Annotated in this window: 16 protein-coding genes; 9 read left to right on the forward strand and 7 right to left on the reverse strand. The window is 73.5% G+C overall.

Translation table 11 applies throughout. The annotated features are described in order from the left end of the window. Positions 1-78: 78 nt before the first annotated feature. Positions 79-2,025, forward strand: a complete 1,947-nt coding sequence (locus ACIBAD_RS27690; RefSeq protein WP_398909209.1) for a protease pro-enzyme activation domain-containing protein — start codon at positions 79-81, stop codon at positions 2,023-2,025. Between the two features lie 67 nt (positions 2,026-2,092). Here ACIBAD_RS27690 and ACIBAD_RS27695 read toward each other — a convergent pair whose 3' ends face one another. Then, entirely contained in the window at positions 2,093-2,281 is a 189-nt protein-coding gene (locus ACIBAD_RS27695) for a MarR family transcriptional regulator (protein WP_398909212.1), read from the reverse strand. Positions 2,282-2,341: 60 nt separating this feature from the next. Here ACIBAD_RS27695 and ACIBAD_RS27700 point away from each other — a divergent pair, with 60 nt between their 5' ends. The 5 genes from ACIBAD_RS27700 (at position 2,342) to ACIBAD_RS27720 (ending at position 8,819) form a co-directional block, all read left to right on the forward strand. Continuing rightward, entirely contained in the window at positions 2,342-3,250 is a 909-nt protein-coding gene (locus ACIBAD_RS27700; protein WP_134076240.1) for an aminoglycoside phosphotransferase family protein, read from the forward strand. Positions 3,251-3,298: 48 nt separating this feature from the next. Further along, the gene (locus ACIBAD_RS27705; RefSeq protein ID WP_398909228.1) at positions 3,299-3,700 is read left to right on the forward strand and encodes a RidA family protein; all 402 of its coding nucleotides are present in this window, start codon (positions 3,299-3,301) and stop codon (positions 3,698-3,700) included. A 105-nt stretch (positions 3,701-3,805) separates the two neighbouring features. Then, a complete protein-coding gene (locus ACIBAD_RS27710; RefSeq protein ID WP_398909215.1) occupies positions 3,806-4,588 on the forward strand; it encodes an SDR family NAD(P)-dependent oxidoreductase in 783 nt (260 codons plus the stop codon). Positions 4,589-4,614: 26 nt separating this feature from the next. Further along, positions 4,615-7,518, forward strand: coding sequence for a BTAD domain-containing putative transcriptional regulator (locus ACIBAD_RS27715; protein ID WP_398909217.1), 2,904 nt, complete (start codon positions 4,615-4,617; stop codon positions 7,516-7,518). A 104-nt stretch (positions 7,519-7,622) separates the two neighbouring features. Continuing rightward, a complete protein-coding gene (locus ACIBAD_RS27720; protein WP_134076246.1) occupies positions 7,623-8,819 on the forward strand; it encodes an FAD-dependent monooxygenase in 1,197 nt (398 codons plus the stop codon). Between the two features lie 184 nt (positions 8,820-9,003). On the opposite strand, the gene ACIBAD_RS27725 is transcribed toward ACIBAD_RS27720, so the two are convergent. Beyond that, positions 9,004-10,077 (reverse strand): alpha/beta fold hydrolase, encoded by a 1,074-nt coding sequence (locus ACIBAD_RS27725; RefSeq protein WP_398909219.1) that lies wholly within the window; start codon positions 10,075-10,077, stop codon positions 9,004-9,006. Positions 10,078-10,199: 122 nt separating this feature from the next. Between ACIBAD_RS27725 and ACIBAD_RS27730 the strand changes: the two genes are divergently transcribed. Beyond that, positions 10,200-10,934 carry a TetR/AcrR family transcriptional regulator C-terminal domain-containing protein gene (locus ACIBAD_RS27730; protein ID WP_134076250.1) on the forward strand — a complete coding sequence of 245 codons (735 nt, stop codon included), beginning with the start codon at positions 10,200-10,202 and terminating at the stop codon, positions 10,932-10,934. A gap of 119 nt (positions 10,935-11,053) precedes the next feature. Here the strand turns inward: ACIBAD_RS27730 and ACIBAD_RS27735 are convergent, their stop codons facing one another. The 5 genes from ACIBAD_RS27735 to ACIBAD_RS27755 form a co-directional block, all read right to left on the reverse strand. Next, positions 11,054-11,269 carry an acyl-CoA carboxylase subunit epsilon gene (locus ACIBAD_RS27735; RefSeq protein WP_134076252.1) on the reverse strand — a complete coding sequence of 72 codons (216 nt, stop codon included), beginning with the start codon at positions 11,267-11,269 and terminating at the stop codon, positions 11,054-11,056. Further along, a complete protein-coding gene (locus tag ACIBAD_RS27740) occupies positions 11,266-12,912 on the reverse strand; it encodes an acyl-CoA carboxylase subunit beta (protein WP_078865534.1) in 1,647 nt (548 codons plus the stop codon). Before ACIBAD_RS27740 ends, ACIBAD_RS27735 begins: the two co-directional genes overlap by 4 nt. Positions 12,913-13,217: 305 nt before the next feature. Beyond that, positions 13,218-14,051 carry a 4'-phosphopantetheinyl transferase superfamily protein gene (locus tag ACIBAD_RS27745; RefSeq protein ID WP_134076254.1) on the reverse strand — a complete coding sequence of 278 codons (834 nt, stop codon included), beginning with the start codon at positions 14,049-14,051 and terminating at the stop codon, positions 13,218-13,220. A gap of 92 nt (positions 14,052-14,143) precedes the next feature. Continuing rightward, entirely contained in the window at positions 14,144-15,898 is a 1,755-nt protein-coding gene (locus tag ACIBAD_RS27750; protein ID WP_134076256.1) for an acyl-CoA dehydrogenase, read from the reverse strand. A 212-nt stretch (positions 15,899-16,110) separates the two neighbouring features. Next, the gene (locus ACIBAD_RS27755) at positions 16,111-17,007 is read right to left on the reverse strand and encodes an acyltransferase domain-containing protein (RefSeq protein WP_166682213.1); all 897 of its coding nucleotides are present in this window, start codon (positions 17,005-17,007) and stop codon (positions 16,111-16,113) included. A 663-nt stretch (positions 17,008-17,670) separates the two neighbouring features. Here ACIBAD_RS27755 and ACIBAD_RS27760 point away from each other — a divergent pair. Further along, positions 17,671-17,952, forward strand: a complete 282-nt coding sequence (locus ACIBAD_RS27760) for a PqqD family protein (RefSeq protein WP_134076260.1) — start codon at positions 17,671-17,673, stop codon at positions 17,950-17,952. Positions 17,953-18,081: 129 nt separating this feature from the next. Beyond that, on the forward strand, positions 18,082-20,745 hold the full coding sequence (locus tag ACIBAD_RS27765) for a LuxR family transcriptional regulator (RefSeq protein ID WP_134076262.1): 2,664 nt from the start codon (positions 18,082-18,084) through the stop codon (positions 20,743-20,745). Positions 20,746-20,981 lie beyond the last annotated feature (236 nt).

The following is a 20,981-nucleotide window of genomic DNA, read 5'->3' on the forward strand; positions in this document are numbered from 1 at the left end:
TGCGGCCGTACGCCGCGCACATCGCCGCGGTCCGCGCAACCAGCTCGCGACAGACTCCACTTCACTGCAGGGGATGAGATGAGAAGCACCCGCACAGGGCGCCGCACCCTAGGTGTCATGGCAGCGACACTCCCCTTGCTCACCGGCGCGTTCGCCCTCGCGATACCGCCCGCGCAGGCCGCCGGGCCCGTCCCCGGAGGGCGGTCCGCCCTGGAGGGGACCCGGCCCTCCTGGGCCACCGCCTCTGCCGACCAGGGCACGGTCGCCCCGTCCGCGAAGGTGAACGCCCGGGTGTACCTGGCCGGGCGGGACGCGAAGGGCCTCACCGCCTACGCCGAGGCCGTCTCGGACCCGCGGTCCTCCGCTTACGGGAGGTACCTGAGCCCCGCAGAAGCGAGCCTGCGGTTCGGGCCGACCGCCGACCAGATCGGAGCCGTCACCCACTGGCTCCGGCAGGCGGGTCTCACGGTCACCGGTTCCGACCAGCACTACATATCCGTCTCCGGGGACGTGGCGGCGGCGGAGAAGGCGTTCGCCACCCAGCTGCACGGCTACCGCAAGGGCGACAAGGTCTACCGGGCCCCCGCCAGGACGGCGTCCGCCCCCGCGGACCTGGCCGGCGCCGTGCTCACCGTCACCGGTCTGGACGACGCGCCGCACCGGTCCGCGCACCAGGACACGCTGCCGGGCCCGGGCGCCGGGTTCCGCAACGCCGGGCCCTTCTCCACCTACTTCGGGTCGAACGTGGCGAAGACCCTCCCCGACGCCAACGGCACCAAGATCCCCTACGCGGTCAAGGGATACACGGGGCAGCAGTTGCGCGCGGCCTACGGTGCGAACGGGTACACCGGTCAGGGGGTAACCGTCGCCATCACGGACGCGTACGCCTCGCCGACCATCGCCCAGGACGCGCGGCAGTACGCGCAGCGCAACGGCGACAAGGCGTACAGGGCCGACCAGCTCCGCCAGGTCGTGCCCGCCGACTACACGGCGACCGAGGAGTGCGACGCGTCCGGCTGGTACGGGGAGGAGACCCTCGACGTCGAGGCCGTGCACGCCGTCGCACCGGACGCGGGCATCGTGTACGTCGCGGGTGCCTCGTGCAACGACCCGGACCTCCTCGACGCCCTGGACAAGGTCGTCGACAGCAGGCTGGCCGACATCGTCTCGAACTCGTGGGGCGACATCGAGGCCAACGAGACCCCGGACATCGCGGCGGCCTACGACCGGACGTTCAAGCTGGGGGCCGTCGAGGGCATCGGCTTCTACTTCTCCTCGGGCGACGACGGGGACGAGGTCGCCAACACCGGGAAGAAGCAGGTCGACACCCCGGCCAACTCGGCGTGGGTGACCGCCGTGGGCGGTACCTCACTGGCCGTGGGCAAGGGCGACACCTACCAGTTCGAGACGGGCTGGGGCACGCTCAAGGCGCCGCTGAGTGCCGACGGCACCAGCTGGACGGGCTTCCCGGGCGCCTACACGGGCGGCGCGGGCGGCGGAACGAGCGCGACGGTCGCCCAGCCCGCCTACCAGCGGGGCGTCGTACCCGACTCCCTCGCCAAGGCGAACGGCACGGCGCGCATGCGCACCGTCCCGGACATCGCGGCCATCGCGGACCCCAACACCGGGTTCCTCGTCGGCCAGACGCAGAGCTGGCCCGACGGCTCGGTCTCGTACGACGAGTACCGCATCGGCGGCACCTCGCTCGCGGCCCCGGTCATCGCCGGGGTGCAGGCGCTGGCGCAGCAGGCCCGCCGCCTGCCGATCGGCTTCGCGAACCCCGCGATCTACTTCCGCTTCGGGACCCCGCTCTACCATGACGTCACCGACCACCCGCTGGGCAAGGACCGCGACCTCGCCGTCGCCCGCGTCGACTTCGCGAACACCGTCGATGCCGCGGACGGGCTGCTGACCTCGGTCCGCAGCCTCGGCAAGGACAGCTCTCTGGCCGCCGTCCGCGGCTACGACGTGGTGACGGGCGTCGGGTCGCCGGGCCCGGGCTACGTCTCCTCGTACCGCAGGTAGCCTCCGCACTTCGTCGCCCGGGCCCCGGCGGCTCGGGCGGCCGGGGTCGGCTGCCGTACGTCAGAGGTCAGGCGTCCGGCCTCGGGCCTCTGGCCCGGACGAGGGTGCGCCGCCGGTCGCGGGGGTCGGTGGCCGTGACCACGGAGCCGGTCTCGCGCAGGCGGGCCACGCAGGCGGACACCGCGCTCTGCGGCAGGCCCGAGCGGACGGCGATCTCGCCGACGGCGGTGTCGGGGCGGGCGGACACGTCGGTCATCGCCGCGGGCCGGAGAAATCCCTTGGCAGGGCCACCTGTCCGCCGGGTACGTTCCCCGGCATGTCCGTCACGAACACGAAGATGCACGCCGACGAGGTCGACATCGACGAGGCCCTCGTCGGGCGGCTGGTCGCGGCGCAGTTCCCGCAGTGGGCCGGGCTGCCCGTACGGAAGGTGCGCTCGGCCGGCACCGACAACGCCGTGTACCGGCTGGGCGAGGACATGAGCGTACGGCTCCCCCGCATGCCCGGTGCCGAGGGCCAGGTCGCCAAGGAACAGCGCTGGCTGCCGCACCTCGCACCGCACCTGCCGCTGGACGTACCCGTCCCGCTCGGGCAGGGGGTCGCGGGCGAGGGGTACCCGTTCGCCTGGTCGGTGTACCGCTGGCTCGACGGTGAGAACCTGTTCGACGAGCCGCTCACCGGACTGCACGACGCCGCGGCCGAGCTGGGACGGTTCGTCGCGGCGCTGCGGCGCGTCGACACCACCGGCGCACCGCGGTCGTTCCGGGGCGGGCCGGTGAGTACGGCCGACGCCGAAGTCCGGGCCGCGATCAGGGACCTGGGCGCCGACGGAACGCTGGACGCGGAGGCGGCGACCGCCGCGTGGGAGGCTGCCGTTCGCGTCCCGCAGTGGGAGGGCGCGCCCGTCTGGCTGCACGGCGATCTCCTGCCGGGGAACCTCCTCGGCCACCGCGGCCGCCTCAGCGCGGTCATCGACTTCGGCTGCGTGGGCGTCGGCGACCCGGCGTGCGATGTGATGGCGGCGTGGACCCTGCTGTCCGCCGGCACCCGCGAGGTGTTCCGCGAGGCGGCGGGCGTGGACGACGCGACGTGGGCCCGGGGGCGCGGCTGGGCGCTGCGCTTCGGACTCACGGCGGAGCACCACTACCGCGTGACCAACCCCGTCCTGGCCCGCGTCGCCCACCGGGCGGTGGCCGAGGCGATCGCCGACCACCACGGCCGCTGAGAGTTCACGCCCCGGCGTGAAGTCGGACGAGGAGGCCGCACCACGGCCATCACCCTGGTGAACCCCGCCGGACTGCCCGAGGTCCCCGTCTACCGCCAGGTGGCGATCGCTTCCGGCTCGAAGCCCGTCTTCGTCGCCGGGCAGGTCGCCTGGGACGCCGACGGGGTCACGGCCGACGAGGGCGACCTCGCCGCCCAGGTGGAGCGGTGCCGCCTCGACGTCGCCACCGCCCTGGACGCGGCCGGCCGCTCGTTCGAGGACGTGGCGAGACTGACCGTGTACGTCGTCGACTGGACCCCCGACAAGATGCCGGTCCTGCTGGAGGGCATCGCCCGGGCGGCGGCGAAGCTGGGCGTGACCCCCGTCCCCCCGGCCGGCACGCTGGGTGTCGCCGCCCTTGACGTACCCGAGCACCTGGTCGAGGTCGAAGCCACCGCGGTCCTCGACTGAGCCGTCGTACCGGTGAGTTCGCGGTGAGCGTCCGGTGAGCCGCCCGCGCGACGGTTGGTCCGGCGCCGGATCCACCGCGGACCGGCCACTGGACAGGGAGCGGTAATGAAGGTTCTGACCGACAAGACGGCACTGGTGACGGGCGGTTCGCGGGGCATCGGCCGGGCGGTCGCGCTGCGGCTGGCGGCCGAGGGCGCGCTGGTCGCCGTCCACTACGGCGGGAACGAAGAGGCGGCCGGGGAGACCGTGGCCCGAATCGAGGAGGCGGGCGGCCGTGCGTTCACGGTCCGGTCGCGGTTCGGCGAGGACGGTGCGGTGGACCGGCTGTTCGAGGGGCTGGCCGCGGGGCTGGCGCGGGCCGGGTGCGCAGGGGGTGGACTGGACATCCTGGTCAACAACGCGGGCATCAGCTCGGGCCATGCGATCTCGCAGGTCACCGCGGCGGAGTTCGCCAGACTGCTGGAGATCAACGTCGCCACCCCGTTCTTCGTGATCCAGCGCGCGATGGCGCTGCTCAACGATGGCGGACGCATCGTCAACATGGGCTCGACGGCCAGCCGGTTCGCCGTCTCCACCCAGATCGGCTACACGATCAGCAAGGCGGCGCTGGAGTCCATGGCACCCTCCCTGGCCAACGAGCTCGGCCGTCGCGGCATCACGGTGAACACCGTCGCGCCCGGCGCCGTGCGCACCGACATGACCGCGGGACACACCTCGGTGCCCGAGGTGGTCGCCGGGCTGGAGTCGATCACCGCGCTGGGGCGGCTGGGCGAGCCCGAGGACGTTGCGGACGTCGTCGGATTCCTGGCGGGCCCGCAGGGCCGGTGGGTCACCGGCCAGACCGTCGACGTCTCGGGCGGGACGTTCCTCGGCCCGATCACTCCGTGATCACGTGCCGGTGGATAATCACCGGCATGCGGTTCGGAATCCTCGGCGAGACCAAGGCGTGGCACGGCGACGGCGGCGAGGTGGCACTGGGCGGTCCCGCCCGCCGGGCACTGCTCGCCCTGCTGCTGGTGCGCTCCGGGGAGACGGTCTCCTCGGACCGGCTGGTCGACGAGATCGACCCCGCCCGGGTGCTGTCGGCGCATTCGCTGCAGTCGCAGGTATCCAGGCTCCGTACGGCACTGGGCACCGGCGCGGTCATCGAACGGGCCGGGGCGGGCTACCGGATCGTGGTCGATCCGGACGACGTGGACGCTTCCCGGTTCGAGCGGCTGGCCGGGGCCGGCAGGGCGGCACTGGCCGACGGCGACGCCGCCCGGGCGCTCCCCCTGCTGCACGAGGCCCTGGAGCTGTGGCGGGGACCGGCGCTCGCCGGCCTGCCCGAGAGCGAGACGGCCCGGGCGGCCGCCGCACGGCTGGAAGAGCACCGGCTCGCCGTGCTCGAAGACCGCATCGAGGCCGGCCTCCGGCTCGGCGAGCACGCGGCGGCCGTACCCGAGTTGCGCGAGCTGGTCGGCCGGCATCCGCTCCGGGAACGGCTGGCCGGGCTGCTGATGCGGGCGCTGTTCGCGGCGGGCGGGCAGGCCGAGGCACTGGTGGTGTTCGAGCAGGTCCGCAGGCATGTGGCCGAAGAGCTGGGCGCCGACCCGTCGGCCGAGCTGACGGCGCTGCACCGGGAACTGCTGAGCGCCGGCCCGGCACCGGCGCCCGCCGCACCGCCCGCCCAGCTGACGAGCTTCGTGGGCCGCGCCGACGAGGTGACCGACGTCGGCGGACTGCTGCGGGTGGCCCGGCTGGTCACCCTGACGGGGCCCGGCGGCGTCGGCAAGACCCGGCTGGCGGTCGAGGTCGCGGACGCCGAGGGGACCGCCGACGAGGTGTGCTTCGTGGAACTGGCCCCGCTGCGCGACGAGGCCGGGCTGCCGCAGGCCCTGCTGGGCGCGCTCGGCCTGCGCGAGAACGGTCTCCAGATGGACGGCGGCGCGAAGACACCGGTCGACCGCCTGGTCGCGGCGCTGTCGGACCGGATGCTGCTGCTGGTACTGGACAACTGCGAGCACGTCGTCGACGGGATCGCGCAGCTGGCGGCGCGGCTGCTGTCGACCTGCCCGCGACTGCGCGTGCTGGCGACGAGCCGGGAGCCGCTCGGCATCACCGGCGAGCACCTGTTCCCGGTACGGCCCCTCGACGCCGACGCGGCCGTACGGCTGTTCACCGAGCGGGCCGGCGCCGTGCGGCGGGGCTTCACCGCGGACCCCGCGCTCGTACGGCGGATCTGTGCGGCGCTCGACGACCTCCCGCTGGCCATCGAGCTCGCGGCGGCGCGCTCACGCACCCTGGACCTCGAGGACCTGGCGGGACGGCTGGACGATCTGCTCGGCGTCACGGCCCGCGGCAACCGTACGGTCGACGAGCGGCACCGCACGCTGCGCTCGGTGGTCGCGTGGAGCTGGGAGCTGCTCTCCGCACCCGAGCAGCGGGCGGCGCGGCGCTTCACGGTCTTCGCCGGGGGCGCGACGGCCGAGTCCGCGCTGCGGGTCTGCGGCGCCGACGGTGAGACGCTGGAGTCGCTGGTCGACAAGTCCCTGCTGGAGTGCGCCGGCGGCCGCTTCCGGATGCTGGAGACGATCCGCGCGTACGGCGCGGAGCTGCTCGACGCGGCGGGCGAACGGGCGTCCGTGCGGCGCGCCCACGCCCGGCGCATCCAGGAGCTGATACGGGCGGCCGACCCGCATCTGCGGGGTGCGGAGCAGCTGGAGTGGCTACCTGTCGTGGCCGCCGAGCACGGCGACCTCATGGCGGCGCTGCGGTGGGCGGTCGAGGAGCCGGACGTGGCCACGGCCTTCGAGCTGTTCGCCTCGTCGGCCACCTACCTGTGGATCCGGGGGGCGTCCGCGTCGGCCGCGCCGCAGGCGGCCGCCCTGCTCGCGACGGTCGGCGAGTCCGTCCCCGAGGGACTCGGCGAGGAGTACGCGGCGTGCGCGCTGCTCGCCGGGGCGGCGCCGGCGGCGGGTGACGCCGGTCGGCGGATGTGGCAGCGCCATCGCGCGTCGGCCGCGTCGGCGCTGGCGGCAGCCTGGTCCGGCGGCCGGCCGGGCCGGTACCCGGCCGTCCTGCTCCTGTGGATGATGCGGAACGTGATGGGGCCCGACCCGGAGGGCGCCTTCGCCCTCCTCGCCTCTCAGCGCGACTGCGCCGAGCCGTGGACCCGGGCCGCCGCCCACTACGTGTCGGGGTTCGGGCGCCTCGGCGAGGGGGACCCTGCGGGGGCCGAGCAGGCCTTCGGCGAGGCCCTGCGGGGATTTCGTTCGCTCGGTGACCGGTGGGGCACCGCACTCGCCCTGGACGCGCTCGCGGGGGCGGCGGGTGCCCGTGGCGACCGCGCGCGGGCGGTCGCGCTGACCGACGAGGCACTCGTGCTCACCGAACGGCTCGGCGCCCTCGAGGACAGTGCCGACCTGCTGGTCAACCGGGGGGACCACCTCGCCGGCGAGGACGCGGCGGCGGCCCGGGGCGACTACGCGCAGGCCGCCGCGCTCGCCCGCCGCGCCGGCAGCTCCACGTACCTGGCGGCGGCCCTGCGCGGCCTCGGGGACATCGCCCTGGAAGAGGGCAGCCCGGCCGAGGCCGAACGGCTGTACGCGCAGGCCCTGGAGCGGATCGACCCCTACTGGGTCAAGAGCCTGGGGACCCGGCTGCGCACGCTCATCGGGCTGGGCCGCGTCGCCGGTGCCCGCGGCCGCGACGCCGAGGCGCGCGAGCGCTACCGGGAGGCCGCCGCAGCCGCCGCGGGGATGGGGGCGCCCGCACCGGAAGTGCTGCGGATCCTGGGGCTGTCCGAGGAGGTCGCGCACGCGGTCCTGAGCGCGTGACATCGCCTCGGTGACCTCGCGGGCGGTGAGCACGACCGGCACCCGGCGAGCGCGGTGAGCGCACGGTGAACTCCCGGTGAGCGGCCCCGTGGAAGCTCTGCGGCATGACGAACCTCAAGGTCTTGATCTCCGGCGCCTCCGTCGCCGGCCCCGCGCTCGCCCACTGGCTTCACCGGTACGGCTTCCAGGCCACCGTCGTGGAACGTGCCCCCGCGCTCCGCGAGGGCGGCTACGCGGTCGACTTCCGCGGCGAGGCCCACCTGACGGTCCTGCGCCGCATGGGCGTCCTGGCCGACATCGAGCGCGCCCGCACCGGAATGGGCTCCATGACGTACGTCGACAGCGCGGGCAAGCGGCAGGCCGAACTGCCCGCCGACCTGTTCGCCGGGGACGTCGAGATCCTCCGGGGCGATCTGGCCCGGATCCTGTACGACGCGACCAGGCCGCACACCGAGTACGTCTTCGGCGACTCCATCACCTCGCTCACCGAGGACGCCCACGGCGTGCAGGTGACCTTCGAGCGCGGCGCGCCCCGCCGGTTCGACCTGGTGATCGGCGCGGACGGGCTGCACTCCCACACCCGCCGCCTGGCGTTCGGGGCGGAGGAGCAGTTCGTCAAGCACCTCGGCGTCCACTGCGCGATCTTCACCACGGCCAACCACCTCGGCCTCGACCACACCGGGCACGCCTACCGCACCGCGGGCAGGCTCGTCGCGATGTACAGCGCCCGCCACAACGAGGAGGCCAAGGCGGTCTTCTACTTCGCCTCGCCTCAACTGGGCCTGGACCGCCGCGACGTGGCGGAGCAGCAGACCGTCCTCGCCGAGACCTTCACGGGCAACGGCTGGCAGAGCGACCGGCTGCTGCACGACATGCGGTACGCGCCCGATTTCTACTTCGACTCGGTCGGCCAGGTCCACATGGACAGCTGGTCGCGCGGCCGCGTCGCGCTGCTCGGCGACGCCGCGCACTGCCCCTCCTCCCTCTCGGGCATGGGGTCGGGGCTCGCCCTGGTCGGCGCGTACGTGCTGGCGGGCGAACTGGCCGCGGCGCACGGTGACCACCGCGTCGCGTTCGGGCGGTACGAGGAGGAGATGCGCGCGTACGCGCTGGGCTGCCAGAAGATGGGCGACGGCGTCGCCAGGCTGATGGTCCCCGGAAGCCGCGCCCTGGCCACGGTCCTCAACCGCTACTACAAGATCATGCCGTACCTGCCGGGAAAGAACATGGCCGCCAAGATCGCCCGCAAGGCCGCGGAGAACATCTCCCTGCGCGACTACCGCGAGCCCGACCGACGATAGGCGCGGGGTTCACGAATTCTTTATGAGGGAGTTCCCCCGGTCCGTTCTTTTCGCCGGGGACGGTGGAGACCGGCTCGGGCTGCGCACGAGGACGCGTACGGCAGTACTCGTGGCCGGCGGGTATTCACACGCCCGGTCTCGAGCCGCGCGCGCGATGCCACAGGGGTGCGGGCGGCCGTCCGAATCAGACGCCGGCCGGCTGCCGCGCACCCGTGACCACCGGGCGCACCCGGGTCAGCATCAGGTGCAGGAACCACTGCGGATCGCGGTAGCAGGCGAAGTGGCTGGTGTTCCCGATGAGCGCGAACTCCTTGACCGGGGCCTGCACGTCGTCGAAGAACCTCCGGGCGCGCTCCGCCGGGGTGATGACGTCGCGGTCGCCCTGGAAGATGAAGAAGGGCAGGTCGAAGCGGGTGCCGTCAGCCCAGTCGTCGGCTGCGGCAACGTCGGCGAGGATCTGCTCGGAGAACTTCATGGCCTTCGCGAAGCCGCCCAGCTCGCGCAGGGTGTGCAGCGGGGAGAACCACAGGGAGCCCATCACGACGCTCTTCATGGTGTCGGCCGTCAGGGGGTCGCTGGTGGCCAGCATCTTGCTGAAGGCGGCGCGCTGGCCGGCGGTCCACCAGCGGGAGTCGGGACCCATCCGCTCGAGGGCTGCCAGCCGCTTGCGCTTGCCCCCGGCGCGCAGGCGCGCCCGAAGTCCTTCGTACACGGAGGTGTCGCGGCCTGCATCCTGGATGTTCTGATCGGTGCCCACGTAGGCCGAGTACCACTGGGGGTACTCGCGGGCGAGGCGCAGCCCGAAGACACTGCCGAAGGACTGACCGAGGAGCACGACCTTGTCGACACCGAGCCGCTCACGGACGTACCGGGTGACCTCGACGGCGTCCTGGTACATCCGGGCCGTGGTCATCTCGCCCTGGCCCTCGGGGCCGGAGCGGGCGAAGGTCTTGCCCGCTCCGCGCATGTCCCAGCGGACGAGGGTGAAGTGCTCCTCCCAGGCCCGGGTACGCGTGCCGAAGATCGAGTTGGAGGAGCCGGGGCCGCCGTGCAGCTCGAGGACGACCGGGTTGGCCAGGTTCTCGCCGCGGATCGAGATCCACTGCTCGAGCCCGCCGATCCGGACGAAGCCCTGCTCGTCGATGCCGTTCGCGGTGTCGATGCTCAGCAGCCGGGCGCCCTGGAGGCGCCGCAGTGCGCGGTGCCCCAGCAACCCGGCCGCAGGTGCGGCGAGAAGGGCGGCGGACGTGGCAAGCATGGTGTCGAGCATGGCGGACCCCCACTTACTGTTTACGACTTAAGCGATTACGTTTACGGTATATACGGTTTCCCTGGGGCGTCAACCCGGCAGGCCGAAAACCAATCTGAGAGCAGGGCTGTATGACCAGAAACAGGGAAGAGAAGCGTGACGCGGCCGTCAGCCTGGCGCTCCTGTGGAACGAGGCGGGACAGCCCAGACGCGGCCCGAAACCCTCGTTGAGCGTCGAGCGCATCGTCTGCGCGGCGCTCGACATCGCCGACAAGGAGGGACTGGACGCGCTCTCCATGCAGAGCGTCGCCGCGCAGCTCAGCGTCACGACCATGGCGCTCTACCGCTATGTCCCGGGCAAGGCGGAGCTGGTCGACCTGATGGTCGACGCCGCCATCGGGCCAGCCCCCAAGGTCACCGACGTACAGGGCGGCTGGCGGCCCCAGCTGACCGAATGGGCCCGGCAGTGCTGGGCGCTGTACCAGCGCAGGCCGTGGATCGTCACCGCCACCGCGATGCGCCGCCAGCTGATGGGTCCTCACCAGCTGGCGTGGCTCGACTCCGCACTGGCCGTGCTGTCACAGACCGGACTGTCCTTCGCGCAGCAGCACGACATCTTCCTGCTGGTCATCGGGCACGTCCGCAACCTGACCCAGCAGCGCATCGACCAGGACGAGGACGGCGACCAGGAGTGGAACCGCCTGACGGCGGACGTCCTGGAGCGGCACGGACACCGCTTCCCGGCGCTGACGGCGGCCATCGCCGCGGTCGGCCCCGAAGCCTTCGTCCCCCAGGACGACGACCCGCTCGACTTCGGGCTGGAACGCATCCTGGACGGGGTCGCCGTGCTGATCGACCGGTCCTGAGAGCGGGGCCGGCGGGCCCCGGAATACGCCGCGCCGCCCGGGGCCTTTCGGCCAACCGGGCGGCGTACGGGGTGTGGGGTATGTAGGGGATGCGGTGTGGGGGGAGGTGGGACGGCGGGTCAGGAGGCCCAGGCGCCCGGCGCCATGAAGGGGGGATGGCGGCGCACGGGGAGTTTGTGCACCCGGGCCTCGCCCTGCGGGTCAGTCGCCTCGTGGGACGTCCGGCTCCGCGCGGTGAGCAGGACGGCCAGGGCGGCGACCTCCTCGGCGGTCGGGTTCCCCTTGGTGATGCGGATCGCCGCCAGCGCCAGGGCGGTCCGGTCGTCGGCGGTCACAGGGGCACGTTCCCGTGCTTGCGGCTCGGCTGCTGCGTGTGCTTCGTACGCAGCATGTCGAGGGTGGAGATGAGCCGCGCGCGCGTCTCGGCCGGGTCGATGACGTCGTCGACGAGGCCGCGTTCGGCCGCGTAGTACGGATGCATCAGCTCGGTCTGGTACTCCTTGATCTTCTGCGCGCGCGTGGCGTCGGGATCGTCCGAGGCGTTGATCTCGCGCCGGAAGATGACGTTCGCCGCGCCCTCCGCGCCCATCACCGCGATCTCGTTCGACGGCCAGGCCAGGGCGACGTCCGCGCCGATGGAGCGGGAGTCCATGACGATGTAGGCGCCGCCGTACGCCTTGCGCAGGATCAGCGAGATCCGCGGGACGGTCGCGTTGCAGTACGCGTACAGCAGCTTCGCGCCGTGCCGGATGATGCCGTTGTGCTCCTGGTCGACGCCCGGCAGGAAGCCGGGCACGTCGATCAGCGTGACCAGCGGGATGCTGAACGAGTCGCAGAACTGGACGAAGCGGGCCGCCTTCTCGGAGGCCTGGATGTCCAGGACGCCCGCCAGGTGCGCCGGCTGGTTGGCGACGATGCCGACGACGTGGCCCCCGAGGCGGGTCAGCGCGCAGACGACGTTCTGCGCCCACTGCGCGTGGACCTCGAAGTAGTCCCCGTGGTCCGCGACCTCCTCGATGAGGTCGCGGATGTCGTAGCCCTGGGTGGGCTTGGCCGGGACCAGGTCCAGCAGGCTCTCGCACCGCCGGTCGACCGGGTCCTCCAGGTCGCCGGCGGGGGAGAGTTCGCGGTTGTTGGAGGGGAGCAGCGACAGGAGGTGGCGTACGTCCTCCAGGCAGCTCTGCTCGTCGTCGTACGCGAACGCCGCCACACCCGAGGCGCCGGCGTGGCTGTCGGCTCCGCCGAGGTGTTCCATCGTGACGGCCTCGCCGGTCACGGCCTGGACCACGTCCGGGCCGGTGATGAACATCTGCGAGGTGCCGCGCACCATGAACACGAAGTCCGTGAGGGCGGGCGAGTACGCGGCGCCGCCGGCGCAGGGCCCCAGGATCACGGAGATCTGCGGGATCACGCCGGAGTTGCGGACGTTGCGCTGGAAGATGCCGCCGTAGCCGGCGAGCGCGGTGACGCCCTCCTGGATACGGGCGCCCGCGCCGTCGCACAGGCCGACGATCGGGGCACCGGCCGCCTCGGCCAGGTCCATCAGCTTGTGGATCTTCTCAGCGTGCGCCTCGCCCAGCGCGCCGCCGAAGATGCGGAAGTCGTGGGCGTACGCGAAGACGGTGCGGCCGTGCACCTTGCCCCAGCCGGTGACGACTCCGTCCGTGTGCGGCTTCTTGTCCTCCAGGCCGAAGCCGGTGGCACGGTGCTTGCGGAGCTGCTCGACTTCGTTGAACGTTCCTTCGTCAAAGAGCAGTTCGATGCGCTCGCGGGCGGTCAGCTTGCCCTTCGCGTGCTGGGCGGCGGTGGCGCGCTCGCTCGGGCCGGCCTCGGCCAGCGCCCGTACCGCGTGCAGTTCCGCGGTGCGCTCGCGCAGGGAGGCGAAGCGGGTCTCCTCGCGGCGCGGGGAGACCGGAGCCGCGGGTCGGGAGTCCGGCGCGAGTACGGTCTCCAGTGGTCTTTCCTCGACGATGCTCATACGGGCCCTTTCGACACAGAGGCACCGGGTCCGGCCGGTGTCGCGTCGCCCAGCATCGACCCGGGCGCTACAGCCGGACTCGAATTGCGCACGGGGATCCGTACGGGGCCGCTCGCGCCGCAGGCCGGACGGGGTTTTCCGGACATGCCCGTGCCTCGCTGCGCGGGCGTGGGCCCGGGCAGCGAGGCACAGGGGAGCGGCACGGCGCCGGTTGGGGGTACCGGCGCCGTGCCGCGGGTCCGACTCTCCCCCGGCACACTCGGGGCCGCCTACAGCGGCAGCCCAGCAGCGGTGGCGCGGGGGGGTCAGGACCGGTCGAGGAGACCTGCCACCGTCGCCATGAAGCCCTCGTCGAGCATCGTGGAGACCGCGGTGTCACGTGAGGTGCCCAGGCCCGTGTCGTGGCAGGCGACGCTGACCAGATAGCGGTCGAGCACCGGGTACGTGCCGAACGCCCACTCGCCGCGGGCCGCGGGCGTGCCGTCCGGGGCGAGCAGGCCGGCGCCGCCCGCGCTGCCGGTGGCGAAGCCGAACTCGGAGAAGCCCAGCCGCAGTCCCTGGCCGAGCGCCTTCGTGTAGGCCTCCTTCAGGGTCCACAGCCGCAGCATCGCCGCCGGCTGCCGCGCTTCGGGCAGCGACGCGAGCTCGGCCTTCTCCGCCTCGGTGCACACCTGGTCCTGCAGGAGGTGGAAGGAGAGCCTGCGGTCTGCCGGTTCGGTGTCGATGCCGATCCTGCCGGTACGGCTGATGCCCACGGCGATCAGGTCGTCGGTGTGGGTCAGGCTGACATCGATCTGGTCGAAGCCGCGCAGGTACGGACGGCCGCCGATCTTGTAGGCGAGGTCCAGGTCGGCGGGGTCCACCCCGAGCGCGGCCGCCGCCGTGTACTTGACGGCCAGCCGGGAGGCGACGAAGCGGTAGCGGACCGTCGGGTCGGTGGTCTGCCGGTAGCGCAGCCAGTCCCGGCCGAGCAGCGGGCGCAGCGCCGGTTCCGCGAGCGCCGCGGTGAGCCACTCGCCCCAGGTGGTGAACACCGAGGCGTTGCCGCGCAGGGCCATGCCCTCCCCCACCTCCCTCCAGGGACCGGCCGGCCCGGTGACGTGGACCGGCGTGGTGATGCGCTGGGCGTCGTCCGCCATCGGCTGCCTTTCGCTGGCGCTGGATGTGCTGGGTATGCCGGTCGTGCCCGATGCGGTTCTTTGGTGGCCGGGCCCGTGCCGGGCGGCCAAGGTCACTGCGCGAGTTCCGTCGCGTCGAGGTCGCAGCTGCGGCCCGTGCGGTAGCGGATCATCAGCTCCTCGAGAACCTGCTCGAGGCAGCCGTCGGGGAGGTCCGGCACCGGGACGCCGAGCCGGCCGCCGATCCGGGAGAGGGCCAGCACCGCCCAGGCGGGGGCGGCCAGGAAGGGGTCGCTGCCGTCTTGGCCCTGCCAGATGCCGAGGACCGAGGCGGCCGCCAGGACCAGGGCGTAGCGATCGCTGAGCACGCACAGGGCGGGGTCGGACAAGGTGGCGCGGGTGCCGTGGGCGGGGATGGCCCGGCAGCGTTCGCGCAGGGCGCGCAGCTCGGTGACGAAGGCCTCGGCGAGGTCGGCGAGTGCGGTCAGCTGGCCCCCGACCCCGCGCACCTCGGCCAGCCGCGCGGCGGACTCGACCAGCGATGCGGCGAGGAAATCCCCGCCATCGGCGATGCCGAGCAGCCGGTAGTCGAGGGCGGGCAGGGCGGCTCCGGTGCGGAACAGCTCGGGCGGCGGCGCCTGCTCGCGGAACCACGCGCGTTCGGAGAGTGCGCGCAGCTGGGGGACGATCACGGCCTGGCAGGAGGCGGTGCCCGCGTGTCCGAGGCCTGCCACGGGCAGATCGCGTCCGAGCTTGTCGAGGGCCCCGTACTCGGGGGTGCCGCGCTGGTACCCGCGGGCGCCGAGGACGGTGGCGAGCTCTTCCAGGTCCTCCCGGAGCAGGTCGGGGACCACGTACTTGACCGCTGCGGCCAGCACGTGGGTGCGGTCGGGCAGCAGGCTCAGCGCGCGCAGGGAGACGGTGGCCATGCTGTCGCAGGCGAGCATGTCGGCGAAGACCCCGGTGAGCGGCTTGTGCCAGCGGCGGGCCAGGGGACGGCTGCGCCCGGCGGTGGCGGCCCGTACGGCCGAGTGCAGAACGGTGTCGACGGCGGAGACGGCCGTCGAGGCGATGACGCAGCGGTTGACCTGGTACGTGCGCAGCGCGAGGGCCACGCCCTCGCCGGGGCGGCCGACGAGCGCCTCGGCGGGGACCGCGCAGTCGGTGAACCGGAGCCCGGAGAACAGGCCTCCGCGCATGCCGGTGGTGGGGACTCGGGGCAGGTGGGTGATGCCGCCGGCGAGTTCGCCCGGGTGTACGAGCAGCACGGAGTGGCTGTAGGGGGTACGGGCCGGGTCGGTGCGCGCGTAGACGACGTACGCCTGGGAGCGGGCTGCGTTGATGATGACGTCCTTGCGGCCGCCCAGTTCGTAACCGCCGCCCGGTGCGGGGACGGCGGTGAACTCGTCGCGCAGGATGTCGTTCGCGTGCGCCAGCTCGTGGTGGACGATCGAGGCCCGGCCGCCGCCGAGCAGCAGGTCGGCGGTGGACCTGCGCTGCGCCGCCGTGCCCGCCGCCCAGACGGCGGAGGCGGCGAAGAGCGAGGTGATCCCGAAGCCGAAGCCGAGGGCGAGGTCGCGGCGGAAGACGGGGCGCAGCACCTTGGCCAGATGGTCGGCGCGGGTGAGGCGGCCACCGTACTCGGCGGGTACGAACTCCGCTCCGAGTCCGGCCTCGGTGAGCAGCTGCTCGGTGGCCTCGGGCGGCTCGCGCCGCTCGTCGGCGGCGAAGAGGGCCCCCAAGCCGTGGGGGTTGGCGGGGTCGTACGGGTCGCCGAGCTGTGCCTCCAGCCGGGCCGCGCGGCGCAGCGGGGCGGTGGCGTCGACGTGTCCGGAGGCGGTGTCCGCGTGGATTCCGGTGGTGGCCATGGTGGCGGGATCAGCTCCTTCGTCGTGGGACTCGCCGTTGCTGGTGGCCCGGGGCTGGTCCGTCCGTCGTGCACGGGTGTCCAGCGTCACGGGAACCGCTCGACAGCCGCTCGAGCCTTCGTACAGCCGGGGCCGTGAGTCGCCGGAAGCCGCCGCGTGCGCGGGCGCCCACCGGCCGCGCCCGGCCCCCTGCGACCGTCTTCGGCCCGGCTTCACGGGGGTGCGGTATCGGAGAAGACCAGGGGCCAGGCGATCGGGTGGCCGTGGTGGTGGAGGCGGCCGAGGGCGGTCAGCACGGCGTGCACCTCGCTGCCGGGGGCGGTGTCGCGCGCGTCGGGCCCGCAGAGGTGGGTGCAGGGGAATCCGGCGGATTCGAGGGCGCGTTGCGCGGCCGCGGGCGAGGATGCCGCGCGGGCCCGGCTCAGGAAGTGCTCGGGGGTCACGGCCCGCTCCCCGGGGCGGGGGCCGAGCCGTTCGCCCGTCGTCGCGCAGACCAGCGTGCGGGTGGGCGCGCCGAGGCGAGAGCCCCGGGCCACCCGGAGGAACCGTCTCTCGGAGGCTGCGCGGGCGGTGTGGGGTGCGTCCTGCGGGGCCAGCCGTCCGCGGAGCGCCACCAGGCGTGCCGCGTCGTCCAGGTCGAGCACGCCGGCCACGTGGGCCGCGGAGATCTCGCCGACGGCGTGCCCCGCGACGGCCTGTGCCTGGACTCCCCAGGCCTCCCACACCCGGAACAGGGCGACGTGGTGGGCGAACAGCGCGGGCTGGGCGAATGCGGGGTCCCGGATCAGGGCGGAGTCCACGCCGTCCCGGGGGGCGAACACGACGGCGGCCAGCGGCAGCGGCAGCCAGGCGTCCAGTGCCTCGGCCACCTCGTTCCACGCCGCGGCGAAGGAGCGGCAGGTGCCGTACAGGTCCCGGCCGGATCCGGGGAGCAGGGGGCCGCGGGCGGTGAACAGGACGGCCTGGCCCGGCGTCCGGTCCGCCGCCGCACCGGGCACGGGGGCGGCCGGCCGGTGCGGCCGGGGCGCGGAAGGGGGACGCGGCGCGGCTCTCGGCAGCGCGGGACCCGGTCCTGCGAGCAGGACCTCCCAGGAGCGTTCGTCGGACACCGGGCGCCTCCACGGTCTCGTACCGGTCCTTCGGGGCAGCGGACGCGTCGATGTCACCGTGCAGGGTCGGCTCGCTGACGACGGTCACCGCGCTCGGCCCTGTTCGGCTCTGCTCGGGTGCGGGGCAGCGGGGTACGGCTGCCCGGAACGGTTGTAGTCGGAGGTGGCGACTGCCGGGCACACGCTGCACGGCTCGGCTGGAGGAATCTTCGAAGGCCGCTCGAGACTCGCCACAGGAGCGGCGCGGGGTCCGGCGTACCAGAGAGTGCCACGGCGAGGCGGCCGGAGCGGGGCGCCGTTCCGAATGACGCACCGGTTCGGCGGCTCCCGATAAGCGGAGGAAAAGCGTCTCCGGTCGAACGAAACCGACCGCGGCGGACCCTCCTCCTGAAGGCCTTCGATATTCGGCCAACTATCGGCGGAACGGGTTTGGAGGCTCGTCCCCCTACGCCCTGGGGGACGAGTTCGCCCGCCTAAGGGGTGTCCCGAAACGGCAACCCCAGATTGCCGCTGCCGTCATGGATCTGGGCCGCATTCCGTAATAGCTTGAGACGCACTCGATCGGCTGAAGAGCCGAGGACGACTGAAGACGGCCGGTCAGGAAATCCCAGGTGACCGCGTCACTTCCCAGGTGACTCCTGGGAGCCGGCACTGGAGGTATCTGTGCGCGTTCGACCGGTGCCGGGGCTCAGTGTCGCCGTCGATGCGGACGGGCGCATGGAAGTCCTGGCGGAATCCGCAGACGGGACGGAACGGTTCTACTGCGGTCCCGTGGGAACCGCCATGTGGATCGTGCTGCGCCAGCACGACGGGGACGTGGGCGCGGCGGCCGACGCCTTGGCCGGCCTCTGGGAGACCGCTCCGGCCAATGCCCTGGCCGACCTCGAGATCTGGGTCGAGGAAATGCGCGATGCGGGGCTCATGCGCAGCGAACCCTGTCCCTGATCCCACCCCCTACTCCGCCGACCCGGCCGCCCGCGGCCCCGGAAGCTCCGTCATGGCTCGACCACCCCTGTAGGAAGCTGCTTCAGCCTGATTCAGGTTAGGGGTGGACCATTCACTACGGGGGCAGGTATGTCGTTGGTGGGCCGAGCATCGGTGATCGCAATTCTGGACACGGCTCTCGCGGACTGCATGTCCGGCGAGTCCCGCATCGTACTGATCGAGGGCGCGACGGGATCCGGCAAGAGCACCCTCGTCGACACCGTCGCCGAGCGGGCCCGCGCCGCCGGAGCCGTCGTACTGAGCGCGGTCGCCTCGCCCGCCGAGCAGGAGGTGCCGCTGGGCATCCTGGGGCAGCTCGTCAACAGCGAGCAGTCCTTCACGTCGCCGGACCTCGCGGCGGACTCCCCCGCGCCGTCGCGCGTCGGCGCCATGCAGGCGTTCTGCGCGCAGCTGCGCGAACTGGGCACTGCCAGCCCCGTGGTCCTGTGCATCGACGACGTGCAGCACGCGGACGAGGAGTCCCTGCGGTACCTGCAGTACGTGGCGCGGCACGCGCGCTCGGCCCCGGTCCTGATGGTCGTCACCGGTGCGCCGTACGCCGAGGCACAGGATCCCGTGTTCACCACGGAGCTGATGCGGCAGCCGCACTTCCGGCGGATCAGGCTGGGGCTGCTGTCGGAGGCCGAGGTGTACGCCGTACTCGGCGGGCAGCACGGCGAGTTCCGGCCGCGGCCGGAACTCGCGGCGGACCTCCACCGGACGAGCGGCGGGAACCCCCTGCTGCTGCGCGCCCTGCTGCAGGAGCTGCACGAGGTCCGGGAACAGCGCGCCCATCGGGGGCTCGGCAAGGACGACGGAGCCCGGGCGGCGGACTCCGCCGGGGAACGGCTCCCCGCACCCGCCCCCGGAGGCCCTTTCGCCGAGGCCGTGGCCACCTGCCTGCACCGCACCGGTCCGACCGCGACCGGGCTGGCCCGGGCGGTGGCGCTGCTCGGCGAGCTCGCCTCCGTACCGCGGATCACCCGGCTGCTCGGTGCCGGCTCCTCCTCGGCCCAGCGGGGCCTGGCCGCACTGGAGGCGGCGGGCATCCTCGACGGTCTCCGGTTCCGGCACGACGGCGCGCGCAGCGCGGTCCTCGACGGCACCGGTCCCGCCACCAAGGCGGATCTGCACCGCCGGGCCGCCGCGGTCCTGCGCAAGGACGGAAGTCCGGCGACCGCGGTGGCCGGGCATCTGCTCGCCGCGTCGGCCGACGGGGCACCGTGGTCCGCCGGCGCCGCTGACATCGAGGTGCTGCGCGATGCCGCCGAGGACCTCCTGGTGTCGAACGACGCGCCCAAGGCCCTGCGGCTGCTGGAGCTGGCCCACGAGGCGGGTGCCGACAGCCCGTTGCGGGGCGCCGTCCGGATCCGGCGGGCCCAGATCACCTGGCGCGACGACCCCGTGGCGGCCGAGCGGCAGGTCGGCTCGCTGCTCGACGACTTGCACTCGGACCGGCTGGACTCCGAGCACGTGCAGCCGCTGGCCGGCCTGCTGCTGGCCCAGGGGCGGGTGGCCGATGCGGCGCAGCTGCTGAAGGGATCCGAGGGAGCGGGTCACGAACCGGGCACGTCGCCCCTCGACACGCTGCTCGACACCGGTGTCGCCGCCAGCGAGCGGCTGCTGCAGTCGGCGAGGCTGACCGACGCGACCATGGCTCCGCTCAGCCAGGCGCTGCGCTCCCTGATCGCGTCCGAGCACCCCGAGCGGGCGGTGCCGTGGAGCCGGAAGCTGATGGAGGAGGCGCACCGCTGCCAGGCCCCCGGCTGGAGCGCGGTCTTCGCCACCCTGCACGCCGAGTCGCTGCTGCGGCTGGGTGATCTGCGCGGCGCCCACACCCATGCCGCCATGGCACTGGAGCTGCTGCCGGAGAAGAACGGCGGTACGTTCCACTGCGCGCCGACGGCGGTACTGATCCGCGCGTGCAGCGGCATGGGCCGCTACGCCGAGGCCTCGCGCCACGCCGACCAGCAGATTCCGCAGCGCCTGCTGTCGAGTCTGCACGGGCTCGGCTACCTGCGTGCGCGCGGTCTGCACCAGTTGGCGGTCAATCAGCCGCACGCGGCGCTCGCCGACTTCCTGGAGATCGGCCGGATCCTGGAGAGCTGGGGGGCCGACCGGCCCGCCTACCTGCCGTGGCGTACGGACGCGGCCGAGGCGCTGCTGCGCCTGGGCAAGCCGCGCCAGGCCGAGCAGTTCGTGGTCCAGCAGCTCTCGCTGCCCGATGCGCGCCGGCCCTGGGTGCGGGGCGTGTCCCTGCGGCTGCGGGCGCTGGTCGCCGATCCGAAGCAGCGGCTGGCGACGCTCAACCAGTCGATCGACGAGCTGCACCGCTCCGGGGACCGGGTCGAGACCGCCCGGTCCATGGCTGAGCTGGGCCGGGCCCTGGAGGCGGAAGGTTCGCCCGCCAAGGGCAGCGCGATGATCCGCACGGCGTGGAACCTGGCCAAGGAGTGCGAGGCCACGACGCTGTGCAAGGAGATCCTGCCCGACGCACCGCTGACCCCTGTGGCCCGTGACCGGGCCCCGGCCGGTTCGGGCGGCGCGAACACCGAGACGAAGCTGAGCAGTTCCGAGCAGCGCGTCGCGACCCTGGCGGCCCAGGGACTCACGAACCGGGAGATCTCGGCGAAGCTCTACCTCACGGTGAGCACCGTCGAGCAGCATCTGACGCGGGTCTACCGCAAGCTGCAGATCAGCTGCCGCGGGGACCTTCCGCTGGACCTGGAGCTGGGGAGCCGGGCCACGGTCTGACCGGGTGCGGGTATGCCGCGGCGGGCCCCCCCCCCCGGGGGGGGGGGGGGGCCCCCCGCCCCCCCCCCCCCCGGGGGCCCCCGCCCCCCCCCGGGGGGGGGGGCCCCCCCGGGGGGGGGGGGGGGGGGGGGGGTTGGGGGGGGTGGGGGGGGGGGGGGCGGGGGGCCGGCGGGTCAGGAGGCCCAGGCGCCCGGCGCCATGAAGGGGGGATGGCGGCGCACGGGGAGTTTGTGCAC

Source organism: Streptomyces sp. NPDC051109, from assembly GCF_044455885.1.
Classification (GTDB): domain Bacteria; phylum Actinomycetota; class Actinomycetes; order Streptomycetales; family Streptomycetaceae; genus Streptomyces.